Consider the following 17,432-nt stretch of genomic DNA (forward strand, 5'->3'; position numbering starts at 1 on the left):
GGCGCAGAGCGGTCGCCGCCTGTTTTCACTCCTCGTCCACGGTCCAGCCCGACGGGTCGGCGAGGAGTTGCGCACGGGATTCGCCTTACTGCGTACGAGTGGCGTGTATCTGTTCCGGAACGGCGGGCGGACGCCGTCGACGGGGTCGCGGACGCGACGCGGACGTGGAGGACTCTGGGTAGTCGGAGACCTGTGGGGACGGGGAGGTCTGTGGGGACGGGGAGGTCCGCAGGGACGGGGAGATCTGCAGGGACGGGGTGATCTGCAGGGACGTGGAGGTCTGTGGAGGCGTGGAGGAGAGGCGCGGCGCGGCGGGCGGCCGGGCCTCCGGCCGCTCACGGGCGTGAGGAGCCGGGCCTCCGGCCGCTCACGGGCGTGAGGAGAGGGTGCGGGGGCGTCCACGAAGAGAACTGCCGCCGGGCACCCCAACACGCCCGAGCCGCCCGGCACCCTGTCGTGCCTGAGCCGTCCGGCACCCTGTCATGCCTGGGCCGTCCGGCACCCTGTCATGCCTGGGCCGCCCAGTTCCCCATACATGCCTGAGCCGGAGGCGCCCACGCGGTCGCGTGGGCGCCTCCGGCTCAGGCATGGACCCCGTTATTGCCCAGCAGGGGGCGCCGCGTGTCCCGACGGCGCCTTCTCCGTGCCGGGTACACGCACCAGGTCCACGTCGCTCGCGCGGACGTAGGCGATCCGGTGGCCGAACTGGATCTCGTAGTACTCCTCGCGCCCCGTCACCACCAGGCTCGGTGTGTCGCTGAAGGTCGACCTGTCGATGTAGGAACCGACGGGCCGGGACTGTGCCACGTACCGCTGGCCCGCGAGGAGGCTGTAGGGGAGCGGGGACTCGGACTGCTGTTCCACTCCCTCCGGGTAGGCCTCCTCCTCCGGGAGGGCACGCCCGAACACCGGGATCTCACTCAGGCCCTCCTTCGGAGTCACGAACCGGCCGCTCGCTCCGACGGCCGTCGGATGGTTCTTCGGGTTCTTGAACCACGCCTTGTGGCCCAGGTACCAGATCGCCGTCCAGTCGCCACTGCGTCCGGCGACCGCGTAGGTCTGGCCGGCGGAGACCCGCGACCCCAGGTCGTTGACGTCCTTGGTGGAGTCCTCGCCGTCGGGGCGCCGGCCCGGGTCCTGGATCAGTGGCGCGTGCTCGTCCGGCTGGGTGTGCAGGCGGACGGCGCTGGAGCCGTGCGGCGCGCACTTCACACCGCTCTTGGTGCACCCCGTGAACAGCGGCTTGTGGGTGGTGAAGTCCGGCAGCACGGTCACCAGGTCGCTGTCGGGCCCGGCCGTGGCACGCAGGGGCGCGCCGAGGAGATCGAAGTAGTGCCGCCAGTCCCAGAAGGGGCCGGGGTCGTCGTGCATGTCGGGGATGCTCGAGGTGGTCGGAGACGCCACGTTGTCATGCCCGAAGATGTGCTGCCGGTCGAGCGGGATGTCGTACTTCTTCGCCAGGTAACGCACCAGTTTGGCCGAGGACTGGTACATCTGCTCCGTGTACCAGGCGTCGGGCTGTCTGAGGAACCCTTCGTGCTCGATGCCGATCGAGCGGGCGTTCACGAACTGGTTCCCGGAGTGCCAGGCCACGTCCTTGGTCCTGATGTGCTGGGTGACGTGGCCGTCCTTGGAGCGGATCGAGTAGTGCCAGGACGCCTCCGTCGGATCCTGCACGGTCTGACGCATGGACGGCAGGTCCGCCTCCGTGTCGTGGATGACGATGTACTCGATCTTCTGGTCCCTGGGCCGGTCGGCCAGGTCGTGATTGCCGTAGTCGCCGTTGTCGTTGTACTCGACGTACGGCGCGGCGAGCCAGTCGCAGGTCAGCGCCGCGGGACACTCGACCTCCTTGGGCCGCCGGGCCGCCTGGGGGTGAGGGGTGCGGGGGTGTACGCCCGGGCTGGCGGGGAGGGTGACCTGCTGTCCGGAGTCGGTGGTGCGGTGCGCGCCCTTGCGGATCAGCGCGAAGACGTTGTTCGCGTACTCCGCCGCCGACGCGGTGTCGCCCGTCCCCGGGAAGCGTGCCACCGCCTCCCACCAGTCCGCCGGGTTGGCGCTGAGCGGCTTGCCGAGCTGCCGTTGCGTCTCCGCGAGGAGCGCCGCACCTCCGCGTACGTTCGCGGCGGCGTCGGTGCGAAGCCGTGCCACAGGGGCTCCGATCAGGCCGGCGGCCCGGCGCAGGTCCGCGGGCTGCGCGGAGTGTCCGCCCGGGGAGCCCGCCGCCCCGGGCGAGGCCGAGGGTCCCGCCGCGGCCGCGGGCGGCTGAGCACCTCCGCGGTGCGACTTCGACGGAGCCGGTGTCGGGGACTTGCCCCTGGCGTCGGCCCGGCGGCCGTCGACCAGGTGCATCGGCCCGTAGCCGCCGACGACGCTCGGGGTGCCCGGCCGGGCGTCCCATCTCGACTGCAGGTAGGACACGCCCAGAAGCACACTGCGCGGCACGTGGTATTCGTTCGCGGCGTCTGTGAAGACGTTCTGAAGCTGGCGGTCGGCCGAAGTCCCGCCGGCGCACGCCGCCGGGCCTGCCAGCAGCGGCATCAGGAGCGCCGCGGAGGCGGTCATGCGGACTGTACGACGGTGCTCACGTGGGGAGTTGGGGACACGGGGGGCGACACGTCTTCTCATCGCAAGGGTCTCCAATCATGCTCGTCGCAATCAGGACAAAGGAGTTGCCCTCTGCATCACCCCCCGTACGTTTCCGTGCCCGACACGCCCCGTCGCGCCAAGCGTCACTGGTGTGGCCCAGCCACCCGGCAGAGGCCACCCGGTCGGCGGCAGAACGTCCGCCCCGGCGGGGAGTCGGCGCGAGCGCTCCGCGGCGCGCGGGAGTGCCGTCGTGCGAGCGTGCCGGAGTGCCGTCGTACGGGCGCGTGGAAGTGCCGTCGTACCGGCCGCGGGAGTGCCGTCGTACGGGCGCGCGGGAGTTCCCTCGTACGGGGGAGGTGACGTCTCAGTCCTGGACCGGGTCCACCTGCCAGTCGGGGTGTCCCGGCATGGGCGGGGTGCGGTCCCCGAACAGCCACGGCGTCAGGAACGGCTTCAGGTCCTCGCCCGCGACCTCGGACGCGAGCGCGACGAAGTCCTGGGTACCGGCCGCCCGCCCCTGGTACTTCGTCACCCAGGACCGTTCGATCCTCTCGAAGGCCCCCTCGCCGACCTTCTCCCGGAGGGCGTAGAGCACGAGCGCCGAGCCGTCGTACCGCACCTGCTTGAACAGGGCGGCCTCGGTGCGGGGTTCGGCGGGCGCCCCGTCGTCGTGACGCCACTGGTCGTGCTGCTCGTACGCCGCCCGCATCGCGGACTCGATGCTGTCGCCGCCGTGCGCCTCGGAGTAGAGACGCTCGTAGAAACGGGCGTGCCCCTCGCTCAGCCACAGGTCGGACCACCGCCGGATGGCCACGCTGTCGCCGGTCCACTGATGCGTCAGCTCGTGCACGAGGTCGCGCTCGGCGTCGACCCGGCCACCCTGGAGGTCGCCCTTCGGCACAAGGGACAGCGACTGCGTCTCCAGCGCCACCGGCAGGTCCGTGTCCCCCACCAGCACGCCGTAACGGCGAAACGGGTACGGGCCGAGCCGCTGTTCCAGCCAGGTCAGGTGCTCGGGCGTGAGCGAGCGATAGGCCTTGGTCTCGGTGACCAGGTCCCCGGGGACCACGTCCCGGACGGGCAGCCCGTGCGGACCGGTGCTCTCGACGAACGTGAACTTCCCGATCGCCATCTGCACCAGCTGCGCCGCGACCGGTTGCTCGGAGTCGTACGTCCACAGGACCCGTCCGTCGGGCCGTGGGGCGCGCTCGACGAGCCGCCCGTTGGCCACCGCGCTGACACCCGGTGGAGTGGTGATGAGGAAGGTGATCGGCGCCCGCAGGCTCGGATGGTCGTTCGTCGGGAAGATCATCTTGGCCCCGTCGGGCTGCGGATAGAGCACGGTGCCGTCGGGCGTGGGCACCCAGCCGTAGTCTCCGATCGCGTCGCCGCGGTGCCTTCGCTGTGTCGGGTCGGCCGTGTAGGCGACCCGCACGGTGAACGCGCCGCCTTGGGGGATCGGCTTCGCGGGCGTGACGACGAGTTCGTCTCCGTCGCGCACGGTCCTTGCCGGTACGTCGTCCACGGTGACCGAGTGCAGCGAGTTGCCCGCGAAGTCGAGGTCGAAGCGGGACAGGGCCTGCGTGGCGCTCGCACTGATGGTCGTACTGGCGTCGAAGCGCGTCCTGGGCGCCCGCCAGTCGAAGGCGAGCGTGTAGCGGCTCACCGTGTACCCCCCGTTGCCGTCGAGCGGCAGAAGCGGGTCGCCGATACCCGGGGCACCGGGGGAGGGGGCCGCGCCGGGTGATCCGGCGGACGGGGTGGTGCTGGAGGGGGCGGTGGTGGCGAGGGTGCCTGGGCGGGCGGGGGAGGGGTGGTCTCCGTGGGGGAGGGCGCCGACGAGGACGACGGCACCGCCGATTCCGACGGTGCCGGTGAGGGTGAGGAGGAGGGCCGTACGGCGGGAACGGGGGACTGGGAGACCACGGAGTCCCGGGAGACGACGGAGACCATGGGGACCACGGAGGCTGCGGAGGCCACGGAGACCACGGAGGGCGCGCGGGCCACGGAACTGATTCGGCTGCCGGGGGTCGTGGATCTCCATGGCCGCACTATGTCAGCAGGATCAGCCCATAACTGCTTATTTCGGGGCGCATCCGTGTCGGTCACTTCAGGGTCGGCCACCCCGTGTGGGTGCTGCGATTGGGTACCGCGATTGGGTACTGCGATCGGGTCCTGCGATTGGGCCTTGAGATCCAAAACGGGGATTGCTCCCCGGTTACGTGCTAGCGTCGAGGCAAGAAACGGGGATCAGTCCCCGTTGGTGGGGAGGGCGGACGTGGCGGATACGGCGCTGGTGTTGGGCGGGGGCGGCCTGACCGCGTACGCATGGCAGGTCGGCATGCTGGCGGGGCTGGCCGACGCGGGGCTGGACCTCGGCGGCGCCGACGTGCTCGCCGGCACGTCGGCCGGCTCGCTGCTCGCCGTGGAACTGGCCGCAGGAGCGGCGCCCGCCGACTTGTACGAGGTACAGGTCGCCCGGAAGCGAGCCATGATGGAGGTGGACTTCACCTTCTTCATGACGGTCAAGTACCTGTGGGCGGCGCTCGGTTCGCGCGATCCGGCGACCGTGGTCAAGCGACTGGGCAGGCTCTCCCTGAACGTGCGCGACGTGACGGAGACCGACGTGTTCGACGCGATCCGTCCCCAACTGCCGGTTCAGGACTGGCCGGAGCGGCCCGTGCGGCTGTTCGCGGTGGATGCGCTCACCGGCGAACCGACCGGCTTCAGCGCCGACAGCGGCGTCGACCTGGTGACGGCGATGTCGGCCACGTGCGCACTGCCACCGCTGTTCCCTCCGATCACGATCGGGGCGGGCCGCTGGATGGACGGGGGCGTGCGTTCCACGACCAACGCCGACTTGGTGCGCGACTGCCGACGGGTTGTGGCTTTGGCCCCGATCCCCGACGTGCCGGGCGCGACCCCGAGCGCCTTCGATCAGGTGGCCTCTCTCGAGGCGGGCGGTACCCGGGCCGCCCTGCTGGTCCCGGACCGAGCGGCCCGCCGCGCGTTCGGCCGCAACGCGCTGGACGCGTCCCGCATTCCGGGCGCGGCCCAGGCAGGCCTACGCCAGGCGGCCGAGTACGCCGAAGAGGTCCGAGCCGTGTGGCACGGCTGAGCAACCTTCCAACTGGCCAGCGCCCCCAGATGCGAAATACGGGCGCGACGGTCACTGAGGTCTGATCGCCTGGCCAGACGGCCAGACGGCCAGACGGCCAGACGGCCAGACGGCCAGACGGCCAGACGGCCAGACGGCCAGACGGCCAGACGGCCAGACGGCCAGACGGCCAGACGGCCATGCGGTCATGCGGGACTGCTGACGGTTGACTCCGGTCTCGATAGTTGCTGTACCTCACTGCTGTACAACAGCGAGGCCGTAGAAGAGGCTCGCCACGGATGCGGCCCTCTGATCGGGAACGCAACGAGCGGACGCCCGCTTCAGCCAACCGCGATCGTGCAGTCCTTGGAGGGGAGGTCGGCGAGTTCACACCCGCCGGCGTCCTGTTCGCCCTCGGATCGGTGTTGCTGCAGATGCGCCGCTGTCGCACGAGTCCCGGCACCGAAGCACGTCGGATTCTGCACCACGATCAAGCTGAGGATCTTCACCCGGGTCGACTCCATTTCGCCCAGGTGAGGCCACTCACCACCGGCGCGTTGCACAGGACTGATGCCGTCGCCGGCGGCGCGACTGGACCGATCTCTTCGCCGAGATGTTTTCGGCGTCTCATCGGGCAGGTCGTTCGGGGATCCTCGGAAGAACCTTCTCGGCGATGTTGAGGAGAGCACTGTCGTTCGGGAGGGCTCCGGACGTGCTCCACACGGTGATGTCGCAGTAGCCGCCTCGGTCCTTACGGTCCAGGGCCACGGACAGTGTCCTGGCCATGGGGCCTTCTCCGACCGGTCCGCCGGATCCGCCACTCCCGAGATTGATCTCGAGCTTCATGGTGTGATCCGAGGAGAGGACCGCGGGCCGACCGAGAACCGTAAGCGTCTTGACGTCCTTCTCGTCCCCGAACTTCATCAGCTTCACGTACTGGCCGGTCGACAGCTCGTTGTAAGTGGCCGAGACATTCACGGTGTACGTGTCGAACGTGACCTCGGCCTCCGGTTGGGCGACCTTCCCATCAGTCAGAGGAGCGGTGTTGTTGGTGCTGGAAGCAGTGGTCGCGGTCTCTTCAGGCGTTCCAAGGAGCTCGGCCAGGTCCGGCCGGTTGAGCGCCTTGCACAGCTCTTCACCGGTCACCGGCCGGGGCGTGTCCTTGTAGGCCTTCGGAAGCTCCTCGTGTGCCCCGCCCGAACACGAGGCGAGCTGCGCGGCGTTGTCGTCGGACGGCATGAAGCGTGGGGCCACCCACAGCGCGGCCCCGAGCGCCCCGAACACGGCCACGGCCGCGACGGCCTGGCCCCATGCGTTGTGCTCCTTCTCCGGAGTGTCCGGCCTGGGACGCGACCCGGTTACGGCCTGGGGCTGGGCCTGGGCCTGGGCCTGAGGCTGGGGCGCAGCATCGACTGCCGCCCCGTCTGCGGAGGCTGTCGGACTCGGGTTCCGGCGTGCGCGCAGGGCCCGGATCACCGCGTGGACGCGTATTGCGGTGAACACGAGGAACACCACGCCGAGACCGGCCGCGACCCGATCGTGATCGCGGACGGCGAGATACATGATGCGTACGCCGAGAACGGACCCGACCGCGATGAGCAGGGGCTCGCGGACCCAGAACGGCAGGAGACGGAGGAGGAAACCGAGCATCCGGCGATCTCACCAGGACAAGATCACATCCGCCATGATGGAAGCCACAGTTCCGGGCACGTGCAGGGCCTGTCGAAGCAAGAGACGCCAAGCCGACGATCCCGAGATCGGCTGTCGGGACGACAGCGGGTGCAAGAGCTGAGCCAAAGCCGCCTGATGTTCTGGACCACTCCACCGCCCTGAACTCGGACACCCAGGGCACGCCCGTGCCCCGCCGTCCGCTACCGGCCTTCAGGTTCCTGAAACCCACTCGCTGCTCACGCGCGATCAGTGCGTGACAATGACAAAGAGCCGGACCCAGTAGGACTGGGCCCGGCTCTTAACATCTGGCACTTTGCCTGGTCAGCGGGTTGACCACGCTGCTCCGGCTTCTGTGCCCCCGGCAGAATTCGAACCTGCGCACACGGCCCTGGAGTGATTGCGCCGATCCCCCCGCATAGCTCTCTGACCTGCGGCGGAGTTCGTCAGAGGGCGTCAGCGGCACGGACTGTGTCGGAGGTGTGTCGGGCGCTCTCAGGGCGGTTCGCCCCGAACGTCCGTGATGCGCGTGCGGTCCACGCCGGTTAAGACATACCGCGCCAATTCGCGCGGCAGAGAGGCGCGGCCGTCATCTACTGGTAGTACCGAACCGCCCCCGGCTACCAGGGCCGGGGCGGATGGCTTCGCGGGCACACGACCCGGCGCGAGGCTGTGGCGTGAGAGGCCGGTTCAGGTGTGGGGCAGCCAGGCCCGGGGCTAGTGACGTGCGAGCTTGGAGAACTCTGCTGAGGCCCCGGCCCAGCTGCCCACGAGTGGGAGGCCCGATCGTTACGGAAACAGGGGGCTTCCGCTTTGACTGGCGGAGGCGTAGGTTCCGTTTACCCCGCGACGGCGCCTTTCGAGGCGTTGGCCCGCCAGTTCCGGGACGGCGGGCCGCGCGGGGGCCAACTACCTGGTCGCGGCCGTGTCTTGGCAGACAGTGCTCGCTGACTGGGCGCCGGTTCCACTAAGGGGGGTGGCTGCCCCCGTACGAGGCGATCTCTCCGATCTCACCGATCTCACCGACGGACGGCGAGCAGCCGCCCAGCTGTGTCGGCATCTCAGGCACCACGGTTTTCCTGCTGCATGGAACCCGGCGCTGCCCCGACGCGACAGTCGGGCCGCCGACCTGCCCCGACTCCGGAAAAACCGCACCACACAGGCACAGAGCCCTCATCAAGAAGCCGACGAGGGCTTATGAACGATCGAGGCTAGGTTTGGGGAAGGGAAACCGTCTGGTCGGGGGCTATGACATGAGAATTCACCGCTGGGGGCCTGTAGCTCGTCTGTCACTGACGGTCGTCGTCGATCGACGACGGGCGCCCTCCCACGGCCCAGGGACGGCCCAGAAGCATCGGTCCCGATCTGGCGTGAGTCCTTGATCTGCGTTCCCACCGATCACCTCAGTGTCCGCTGAAACCACGCTCACGATCTCGAGTCACACCTGCCAAGCGCTAGGCGGACAGCACCTTCAACGGACGCCCCTACAAGGTCACCCACGACGCCCCCGCGGCGCCCCTGCCGGGCTGGCTCGCCGAACTCCTGCGCCCCGCCCCGCTGCCCCCACAGAAGCCCATCCGAGTTGCGCTCTCCGGTCGCGGACGGCGCTCGACCTTCCTGCGGTGCGCGGTCAACGGGGAAGTGGAGCGAGTCACCGGTTCCGGGGAGGACCAGCACAACAACGCGCTCTACATCGCCTCCGTCGCCCTCGGCCAGCTCGTTGCCGGGGGAGAACTGAGCGAAGCCGACGTGACCGGCTGGCTCCTCACTGCCGCCCTCCAGGTCGGCCAGGGCGAGCGCAAGGCCCAGCGCACCATCGCCTCTGGGCTCCGGGCCGGGGCGCGCCGGCCGCGGACGGTCGCGGCATGAGCGCCAACCCCATCCCGCCCCTGCACCTGTACTCCGGCCCCAGCGACCCGGCGTCGGCCCCGGCGCCGCCGCCGAAGCGCGAGCGCCCGCGGACCGCGTGGACGGCCGATCAGCTCATGGCCGCGGACTTCCCCGAGCCGAAATGGGGCCGTGCCCGGCATCCTCGCCGAAGGCGTCAGCCTGCTCGCCGGACCGCCCAAGGTCGGCAAGTCCTGGCTGTCCCTGGGGCTCGCTCTCGCGGTCGCGGCCGGAGGTCAGGCCTTCGACTCCGTGCCCGTTCAGGGCGGCCCGGTGCTCTACCTCGCCTTGGAGGACACCCCGCGCCGTCTCCAGACCCGCATGGGCAAACTCCTGGGAAGCCAGCGGGCGCCCGCCGGGCTGACCCTCGTCACCGAATGCCCGCCCTTCCCCCAGGGCGGCACCGAAGCCATCGCCCAGTGGCTGGACCGCAATCCTGACGCCCGCATGGTCGTCATCGACGTGTTCGCCAAGATGCGCGGCCAAGCACCACAGGGGGTGTCCGCGTACGACGCGGATTACGTCTCCGTGGGCTACGCGAAGCGGCTCGCGGATCACTACGGCATCGCCGTCGTGCTCGTGCACCACGTCCGCAAGGCAGGCTCGGACGACTTCCTGACGGAGGTCTCCGGGACCAACGGCATCGCGGGCGCCGCCGACGCCACGCTCGTCCTGAAGCGGGCGCGCGGGCAGGCGGACAGCATCCTGCACGTCACCGGCCGCGACGTGGACGAAGCCGAGTACGCCCTCAGCTTCCAACCCGCCTCCGGAGCCTGGCACTTGCTGGACGGCCCCGTGAGCGACCACACCGTGGGCGACACCCGCGCCACGATCCTGCGCTACGTGCGCGCTCACCCCGGCGCCAAGCCGAAGGACATGGCGGGCGAGCTGCCGAACGTCGACCTGGACACGATCCGGCGCACCTGCAACCGCATGGCCGACGCCGGACAGCTCACCAAGGACGCCGGCGGCCGGTACTACCCGGACACCGACACCTGGACACAGGCCGCGCAAGAGGTGTCCGCACTGTCCGGGTGTCCGGTTACACCGTCTGACCAGCACGAACACCCCGGACAGTCCGAATTGGAGCTGTCCGGACTGTCCGGGGCGACCGAAGCCGAAGGGGAGGCGGAGTGAGCGCCCGTACGCAGGACGAAAAGATGACCGTCCAAGAGGTCATCACCGATCTGAAGGTCGCCCCGTCGACCTTCTATCGGTGGCGCCAACTCGGCAAAGGACCCCGCGCAATCAAGCTCCCCAACGGGGACGTACGGATCCGGCGTTCGGAGTACGAGCGTTGGCTGACGGAGCGGGAGGAGGCTGCGTGAGCACGGATGACAACGCTCCTGTTCTCCGGCCGCACGGAGAGGCCAAGCCGGGGTATTCCCTCGATATCCGACTGTGGAAAGTCACGAAGGTCAATCGGAAAGCGCGCCCGTACCAACTGCGATGGGTCGTAGGTGGGAAGGTAAATAGCGCGACGTTCGCCACGTCGGCACTCGCCGAAAACCGAAGCTCGGAGTTGCGGCAAGCAATGCGCCGGGGCGAGGCTTTCGAGATCGCAAGCGGACAGCCTGAGTCCGAAGTCCGCGCGGCAGCGAAAGCGGCGAAAGCCTCGGAAGAAGTACCGCCGTTGCGGTGGTTCGAGTTCTGCCGCAACTACGTCGCCGGGCGGTGGCGTACGAGTGCAGCCAAGACCCGAGAGGGCATGGCGGACGGGCTTGCAGCCGTGACGCTCGCCATGGTCAAGCGCGGGAACGGCGCTCCGTCGGATGAGCAATTGCGGTTGGCCTTCCGGTGGGGGATCGTTCCCGCGAATGCGGGGGAGGACCCGCCGGCCGAACTCAAAGCTGCCTATCACTGGCTCACGACGACGGACCGTCAGGTCGGCGACGTGGCCGACGCTGCGGTGTTCGAGGACGTGCTCTACCGCCTCGGGTACAAGCTGGACGGCACCCCGGCGGCGGGCGACACGTACAGGCGGCGCCGTCGAGCACTCAACACCGCACTCGAACACGCGGTGATCGCGGGCGATCTCTCGGAGAACCCGCTTCAGGCGCCCGCCGCAAGCGCGTCGGCTCGAATGACGTGGTAGACCGGCGTGTCCTCGTGAACGCCCTACAGGCCCGCCAGTTGCTCGCGGCAGTCTCCTACGTTGGGTCGTGGGATCGGTGCCGTGGGAGGCGCCTGGTGGCCTTCTACGCGGTCCTGTACTACGCGGGCCTGCGCCCGGCTGAGGCGGTCGGACTGAGGCGCTCTGACTGCCATCTCCCGGACGAAGGATGGGGCACGCTGACGCTCCGGGAGACGCGTCCTGTCTCCGGGAAGCAGTGGACCGATTCGGGGGAGCGTCACGACCGCCGCGGGCTGAAGGCGAGGGAGGCCAAGAGTGACCGACCGGTCCCCATCCCGCCTGTCCTCGTGGCAATCCTGCGGGCTCACCTGGACGCGTTCGGCACGGCCAAGGAAGGGCGAGTGTTCGGCAACGAACGTGGGGGCGTGGTCGGCTCTTCTACCTACTGGCGGTTGTGGGAGGAAGCGCGGGAGTACGCACTCCCACCTGACCGCGTCGGCTCGCAGTTGGCCGGGCGCCCGTACGACCTGCGCCACGCCTGCATCACACGGAGGCTGAATGCGGGGGTGCCGATCGCCGAGGTAGCCCGGCGGGCCGGCAACTCTCCCGAGGTGATCCACCGCCGCTACCACGGCTGCATCGATGGCCACGAAGAAGCGGCCAACGCGAAGATCACAAAGGCGCTGGAAGAAGACGGCGATACGGCCTAGCTAGGGGTCGTCCCGGAACGGACACGCGACGAGGAGGTTCACCTTCTCCGACGCCTGGCCTTTTACACTTTCGCCGTCACACAGCGTGAGAGATGACGTGAGAAAGATAAACGAAATGCTGCGTATGCGTATGCGTAGGCCCCCACGCCCCCTTGTGCTCCGTGCGGTGCTTATCACCACGCTCGTCGCGCAGTCGGCTGTGCTCATCGCCCAGGACGCGCAGATCGACAATCTGCGGGCGCAGCACGTCGACCTCGAGACACAAAGCGTCGTAGCCGGCCCCTCCGGCCCGCCAGGCCCGTCGGGTCCGGCCGGTCCTGCTGGCCCGGCAGGGAGAAACGGGCAGGATGGGAGGAACGGGCAGGAGGGGAGGAACGGGCAGGAGGGGAGGCCCGGCAGGGACGGCAGGGACGGCAAGGACGGCAAGGACGGCAAGGACGCTGTTGCCACTCCAAGGCCTACCGTCACCGTCACCCAGCACAGCTGAGCCCCACGGTCACAGTGGGGACGTGTAACCGGACGGGGGAACTTGCGGTTGCGGCTGGCAATACACGACGAACCGCGCGGAACCAGCACCAGTACCCCGCGGACGAGCGCGTATGCCGCGCGTCGGGAACGCGTCCGCGAGCCCCTTGGCCCCTACCGTTCCACCGTCCCCCGCGGGATCTGGTGCGCTAGTGGTGCGAGTCGCCCTTTCTCCATCAACTTCCGCAGGATGGCCCTCGGTCGAGCAGCCTCTAGTGCCGCCTCGGGGCCTTGGGCGGCGCTCACCCTCGCTCGCGCTTCGCCTCGATGACGGGCTTCAGCGCCTCGTGCGGTGATCGACAAGCTCGCGGCGTTCGGGGTCGCTCTGGGGCAGGCGCGCGACGAGGAGGACAGCCTTGTCCACTCCTTGCCATTTACACCTTTCCATCGCGTAGCGTGAGGGATCATGTGAGAAACGTAAAAGAGAAACTGCTTAAGTGGCGCCCCCTCGTGCTTGGCGCCGCCCTGCTCGTCGCGCTTGTCGGACAGTCGGGCGCGCTCGTCGCCCATCAAATGCAGATCGACGATATGTGGGCACGGAATGTCGAGCTCCAGACGCACGGCGTCGAGGTGGGCCCTTCCGGTCCGCCAGGCCGCTCCGGTCCCCCCGGTCCGCTCGGCCCCACCGGCCCGCCGGGCAGAAAGGGGACGGACGGGCGGGCCGGGAGAGACGGGATCGATGGGGACGACGGGCCCGATGGGAGGATGGGGCGTCACGGAAGAAAAGGGAAAAATGGTGTAGTGCTGGCGCCCAGGTAGCAACGCCGTTCAGTTTGGCGTGAGGCCCGTCGGTCAAGCCTTGCCCGCAGGTGGGAGCCTCGTCACCTGCGCCTGCGGCTGTTCTCCGCCGCGGCCCAACTCGTCACCACCGCCCGCCGACAGTAGCTGAGGTTCGCGGCCCACTGGCCCTGGACCGACCTCATCACGGACGCGATCGAACGGCTGCACGCCCTCCCGAACCCCGACTGACCAGCAGATCCACCCGTCCCGACGAACCTGGATCACCCCACCGGAACCGTGGAACCCGGCGCCCACCCGACGGGACAGCCGGGCCCTCACCCTGCCCACTTCCAGCCCAACAAGCCGAAACGGCCCGCCAGATGGACCAATGAGCCGTCACGAAAGATCGAGGCTAGACGTGAAGGGGCGGGCCGCCGTCATTTGTCTTGAACGGCTTTGTACTGCTCGTACTGAGTCCAGGCACGTTCGAGTGTCTCTATGGCGGCCGAAATGGCGCCACGCTCTTCAAGGTAGGTGTGCTGACCCGGCAGGCCCTTGCGTGAGGGCCACTCGGGATCGCGCGAGACGTCCCGGGCGAGATCACCAATGGCGTTGTCTTGATCGGCGTGGGTCTTCAACCACGCAGTGAAGCTCTTCGGCGTGGGCATATCCGCATCCTTCCGCCGCCGCGTGGCGTCCACACGTGAGTGTGTCGCGTGTATCGCAGATGGTGCGTGGACACTGAGAGACAGCAAGAAAGAGCGGGAGTCAGTGAGACTGACTCCCGCTCTCTCATATCGGCATTCGCGCTGGTCAGAGCTTGATTCTTTCTGGCTGAATGGCGAGTGCCCCCGGCAGGATTCGAACCTGCGCACACGGCTCCGGAGGGCCCCTGCGAATCGCCTATTACTCCTGGTCAGCGGGTTGTGCAGCCCCTCACTAGCCGTCCTTGTCCACGTATAGTCCGCAGTCCGCAAGAATTAGTCGAACTGTGTCCTCTTCCGTAGGCCTACGGCCCGCTTCGTGACCAGGACCCTGTGTGTGGAAATTGGGAAGGTGGCGTGTACCTTCAGGGCGCTATCGTCGGCCTATGAGATCAACCAGCCGTCACCGCCTGTCCGTTCGCATGGGCACGGCTCCTGTGCCTGCTCTCATGGAGGGCATGCCAGCGTCCCTCGAACCTGCGCTCCGCGCTTGGATCCAGGAGACGGCGGCACTGGATCCCGACGAAGCACACCATGTGATGGTGCGGTTGGATCTCGTTCTACCGCAGGCGGATTGGGACAGATACGAACGCCAGCTGCGAAAGTGCGAGATGGAGCAGGCACGGCTCGATGCGCGCTGGGAGGCGGAGCAGGCAACGAGGACGGAGAGCACTCGTGCTGACCTAGCGCCAGTTGTGCCGCTGCCTCCTGACCCATACGTGCTCTTCCTGGCCTGGGGAACGGAGCGGGAAGTCCTGTGGGACGTCGTTGACGACTTGCTCTTCTTGCTGTGCAGCGAACCGCCGGCCCCGGAGAAGTCGCCGTTTGTTACCTGGTTCAGCGGCAGTGTCAGACGGACCAAGCGTATCGTCGAGCCGCTGAACCGCTTGCTGGTTGAGTCACGGTCGGTATACGAGGTAACCCCGGATCAGCGCGGCCTCCAGCGGAGGATGGAGGCGGGTCTCAGCGAGGCGCTGAACGTGGCAGCGAATGCCGCTGAGAGCAGCGGCTACCTTGCGGCTCGGCACTACCTTGAGCGGGCACGCGACAAGCTGATGGCGGTGCACACCGACCCAAGCGGTGCCTACGTTGACTTGATCCGCGCGGTTGAGGCTGTTGCTTGTCCGATGTTCCTGCCACGTGACCAGCTGCCCACCCTCGGCAAGGTCCGCGATCACCTCCGGAACGCGGACGCGAAGTACGAATACGTGCTGACGGACAAGTCCGGGAAGCCGGGCAACACCGGCGGGGTGGTCGCCATGCTCACGGACCTGTGGGAAGGGCACAGTGACCGGCACGCAGGCGGTCTGCGGGAGGTCCCCGTGTCCCAGGAGGCGGCCGAGGCGGCGCTGACAACCGCCACCGCCTTGGTGACCCTGTTGAGTAGGAGGGCGGTGCGGCCGCGTATCAATGCAGCGGCACAGCGCCAGGAGGCCCCATGACGCTGAAGATCCCGGCAGTCCTGTGGGATCGACTATATGTGGCTGGCCTGCTGCGTCGTTACTGGGCGGTCCTCCCCAACGGTACGCCTGCCTATACCGGTGCGCGGTTCGAGCGGTTGACAGGCGGCGGAGACCAGCCGGAGGTGGCGAACCACTTCACGCCGGCGGACTTCATTGCCGTTGACACGTTGAGCGTTGACGTGCCAGTACGGGCAGTACTCCACGTGCTCGAGCCGACGGGTCCCAACCCTTACAGCCGTCTACTCTCACAGATTCCCGTGGACCTTGAGCTCGCGGCAGCGGAGGAGCGGCACGTTGCCAAGGACAGCCCAGCGTGGAACCTGTGGCAGAGTCTGCGCGATGTCGACGGCATAGGCTCAGTCGGCGCTGGGAAACTACTTGCTCGCAAGCGCCCTCGCTTGCTGCCTATCTACGATTCGGTGATCAAAAAGGTCTTCGAGCGCCCCTCAACAGACTTGAGCTTTTGGTCTGACGTGCGCCGCGCACTTCGCGCTGACGGCCGGATGCTGGTAGCCCATCTCGAAGACGTCCGCGGCCTGGCAGGCCTCGGTGAGGACATCGGCGTGCTGAGGGTCCTCGACACAGCTGCATGGCTCCATGGCAGGGACGAGCAGCTGCAGCTGAGAGGCAGCTTCCGTGCGGCCCGACGCTAGCTGGCAACCCCGACAGGCACCGCCTACACAATCGGATAGTGCCCTAAGCGGCTCGTCATCGTGGTGACTGCCTCAGCGCCTCGTGGAAGGTCCTTGCGTGATTCGGGACGATGCGGAGATCTTCCTGGAGGACTGCGACGCACGCGTCCTACCTTGGACCAAGCCGCAAGGAGCACCCGCATCACTGACGACCGACAGGGTGCTGTTCGGTCAAGGCGACGCTCCGGAGGCCCCTTCCCGATGTGGAAATTCCACAGGTCATGGACGTATGGACTGGCAGTGGACGGTTCCGTGTCCACGTATGATCCACCGCTCCGCAGGGGTGTTCGTTGCGTTCGTCGGACGACGGAGGTCGTCACCTCGGTCGTCATGACTCGGCACACGGGGGCAACGCCTGCTCCGTGGTGGGAGTGTCGACAAGCTACATGAAGCCGCGTCCGTGAAGCCGAGGTGAAGGCACCTACGGCAGTGTGGGGTTGGGGTGACCATCGCCATCTGACCTGTAGCTGACCGGGGCGCAGTGTGGTGGTACGGGGGCGCACGATAGGCGCACTCCACCACTGTTGTGCCCCGATCGACGTAGCCCGATTCGGCAGAAGAGCTTCCACTTGTCCAGGAGTTGCTGGAGCCTTTACGAAGCGCGAGCAGGGAGACTTGTGAAGACCGGTTCATGTGCACTGAGCCAAAGGCGTCTGGTTGCTGTTGGGGCATCCAGTTGCGCGCGGTCGACGGGGTTCCCAGGTGGGTGCGCTTTGCCTGGCAGGCAAAACCCTTGACGACGTGCTGGTTCTGGGCTGCATTCTGTAGCCGATCTCCGGATTGCGAATCGGTAACGGGGGGTTCCCCGCGGCGGCGATTTGTTGAACTCTTGAGCTTCACGAATGCGGGGGAACTGTGAAGATTGCTGTGTGTCTGGTGCGCGTTCAGGCGGAGTGCCTGGGTCGGTCGTTGACCTCGCGTTGACGCAAGAGGAGCCATGTACATCTGCGTGTCGGGGCGGGGTGACGGCGACCTGCCTCTGACGACAAGGGGCGCCGAAGTCGGTCGAACGGTGCCGGACCATGGGGTGGATCGACGGTGCTCGTATCGACCTGCGGTCGGAACACCTTGCATCAAGGGCGGCGAGTCCGCTTCCTGCGGCAATTTGGGCGTTCTGGCGCCCGCGTGTCAACCGCCACCTGAGCATCCCGCGGGGGCGGGATGTCGTTGGCTGGGCTTACCGTCCGCGGCGGTTCGACAGTGTGAGACATCGCGCCCTGTCCCAACATCGGCAATCGATGTTCAGGAACCGCATAGGCACAGGTCCGACATTGGCAAATTGTGGTATCGGGAGTGGGGGCGG

The 17,432-nt window shown here is 68.0% G+C and carries 14 protein-coding genes; 9 read left to right on the plus strand and 5 right to left on the minus strand.

The genetic code is table 11. From position 1 onward, the window contains the following. Positions 1–597: 597 nt before the first annotated feature. Complete coding sequence (locus FNV62_RS33770; RefSeq protein WP_143602887.1) at positions 598–2,565, minus strand: peptidoglycan recognition family protein; 1,968 nt, start codon at positions 2,563–2,565, stop codon at positions 598–600. Positions 2,566–2,953: 388 nt separating this feature from the next. Continuing rightward, on the minus strand, positions 2,954–4,633 hold the full coding sequence (locus FNV62_RS33775) for a M1 family metallopeptidase (protein WP_225900464.1): 1,680 nt from the start codon (positions 4,631–4,633) through the stop codon (positions 2,954–2,956). Between the two features lie 234 nt (positions 4,634–4,867). Here FNV62_RS33775 and FNV62_RS33780 point away from each other — a divergent pair, with 234 nt between their 5' ends. Continuing rightward, positions 4,868–5,707: a patatin-like phospholipase family protein gene (locus tag FNV62_RS33780; RefSeq protein WP_225900465.1), complete on the plus strand. Its 840-nt coding sequence runs from the start codon at positions 4,868–4,870 to the stop codon at positions 5,705–5,707. A 320-nt stretch (positions 5,708–6,027) separates the two neighbouring features. Here FNV62_RS33780 and FNV62_RS33785 read toward each other — a convergent pair whose 3' ends face one another. Further along, on the minus strand, positions 6,028–6,195 hold the full coding sequence (locus FNV62_RS33785; RefSeq protein WP_164405991.1) for a hypothetical protein: 168 nt from the start codon (positions 6,193–6,195) through the stop codon (positions 6,028–6,030). A 118-nt stretch (positions 6,196–6,313) separates the two neighbouring features. Continuing rightward, on the minus strand, positions 6,314–7,336 hold the full coding sequence (locus tag FNV62_RS33790; protein WP_144315741.1) for a DUF6215 domain-containing protein: 1,023 nt from the start codon (positions 7,334–7,336) through the stop codon (positions 6,314–6,316). Between the two features lie 1,659 nt (positions 7,337–8,995). On the opposite strand from FNV62_RS33790, the gene FNV62_RS55945 reads away from it, so the two are divergent. The 6 genes from FNV62_RS55945 (at position 8,996) to FNV62_RS57185 (ending at position 12,512) form a co-directional block, all read left to right on the plus strand. Beyond that, complete coding sequence (locus FNV62_RS55945) at positions 8,996–9,223, plus strand: hypothetical protein (RefSeq protein ID WP_225900466.1); 228 nt, start codon at positions 8,996–8,998, stop codon at positions 9,221–9,223. A gap of 150 nt (positions 9,224–9,373) precedes the next feature. Beyond that, positions 9,374–10,378: an AAA family ATPase gene (locus tag FNV62_RS33800; RefSeq protein WP_240362910.1), complete on the plus strand. Its 1,005-nt coding sequence runs from the start codon at positions 9,374–9,376 to the stop codon at positions 10,376–10,378. Then, positions 10,375–10,569, plus strand: coding sequence for a helix-turn-helix transcriptional regulator (locus FNV62_RS33805; protein ID WP_097286239.1), 195 nt, complete (start codon positions 10,375–10,377; stop codon positions 10,567–10,569). The genes FNV62_RS33800 and FNV62_RS33805 overlap by 4 nt, the downstream gene beginning before the upstream one ends. Continuing rightward, on the plus strand, positions 10,566–11,336 hold the full coding sequence (locus FNV62_RS55950) for a hypothetical protein (protein WP_225900467.1): 771 nt from the start codon (positions 10,566–10,568) through the stop codon (positions 11,334–11,336). Before FNV62_RS33805 ends, FNV62_RS55950 begins: the two co-directional genes overlap by 4 nt. Before the next feature lie 95 nt (positions 11,337–11,431). Continuing rightward, positions 11,432–12,025: a tyrosine-type recombinase/integrase gene (locus FNV62_RS55955; RefSeq protein WP_413083875.1), complete on the plus strand. Its 594-nt coding sequence runs from the start codon at positions 11,432–11,434 to the stop codon at positions 12,023–12,025. 166 nt (positions 12,026–12,191) lie between these two features. Further along, on the plus strand, positions 12,192–12,512 hold the full coding sequence (locus FNV62_RS57185; protein WP_143609204.1) for a hypothetical protein: 321 nt from the start codon (positions 12,192–12,194) through the stop codon (positions 12,510–12,512). Between the two features lie 1,195 nt (positions 12,513–13,707). Here the strand turns inward: FNV62_RS57185 and FNV62_RS33825 are convergent. Next, positions 13,708–13,938 carry a YozE family protein gene (locus tag FNV62_RS33825; protein ID WP_143602889.1) on the minus strand — a complete coding sequence of 77 codons (231 nt, stop codon included), beginning with the start codon at positions 13,936–13,938 and terminating at the stop codon, positions 13,708–13,710. Between the two features lie 494 nt (positions 13,939–14,432). Between FNV62_RS33825 and FNV62_RS33830 the strand changes: the two genes are divergently transcribed. Next, positions 14,433–15,416: a hypothetical protein gene (locus tag FNV62_RS33830; RefSeq protein ID WP_144315742.1), complete on the plus strand. Its 984-nt coding sequence runs from the start codon at positions 14,433–14,435 to the stop codon at positions 15,414–15,416. Further along, entirely contained in the window at positions 15,413–16,090 is a 678-nt protein-coding gene (locus FNV62_RS33835; protein WP_144315743.1) for a DUF6308 family protein, read from the plus strand. The genes FNV62_RS33830 and FNV62_RS33835 overlap by 4 nt, the downstream gene beginning before the upstream one ends. Positions 16,091–17,432 lie beyond the last annotated feature (1,342 nt).

It is taken from the genome of Streptomyces sp. RLB3-17 (assembly GCF_007113425.2).
Classification (GTDB): Bacteria; Actinomycetota; Actinomycetes; order Streptomycetales; family Streptomycetaceae; genus Streptomyces; species Streptomyces mirabilis_D.

What these genes read in the sequence shown, in the direction of transcription:
- FNV62_RS33770 (WP_143602887.1), bottom strand. Translation starts at nt 2,565, where the DNA reads ATGACCGCCTCCGCGGCGCTCCTGATGCCGCTGCTGGCAGGCCCGGCG.
- FNV62_RS33775 (WP_225900464.1), bottom strand. Translation starts at nt 4,633, where the DNA reads ATGGAGATCCACGACCCCCGGCAGCCGAATCAGTTCCGTGGCCCGCGC.
- FNV62_RS33790 (WP_144315741.1), bottom strand. Translation starts at nt 7,336, where the DNA reads ATGCTCGGTTTCCTCCTCCGTCTCCTGCCGTTCTGGGTCCGCGAGCCC.
- FNV62_RS33825 (WP_143602889.1), bottom strand. Translation starts at nt 13,938, where the DNA reads ATGCCCACGCCGAAGAGCTTCACTGCGTGGTTGAAGACCCACGCCGAT.
- FNV62_RS33830 (WP_144315742.1), top strand. Translation starts at nt 14,433, where the DNA reads ATGCCAGCGTCCCTCGAACCTGCGCTCCGCGCTTGGATCCAGGAGACG.
- FNV62_RS33835 (WP_144315743.1), top strand. Translation starts at nt 15,413, where the DNA reads ATGACGCTGAAGATCCCGGCAGTCCTGTGGGATCGACTATATGTGGCT.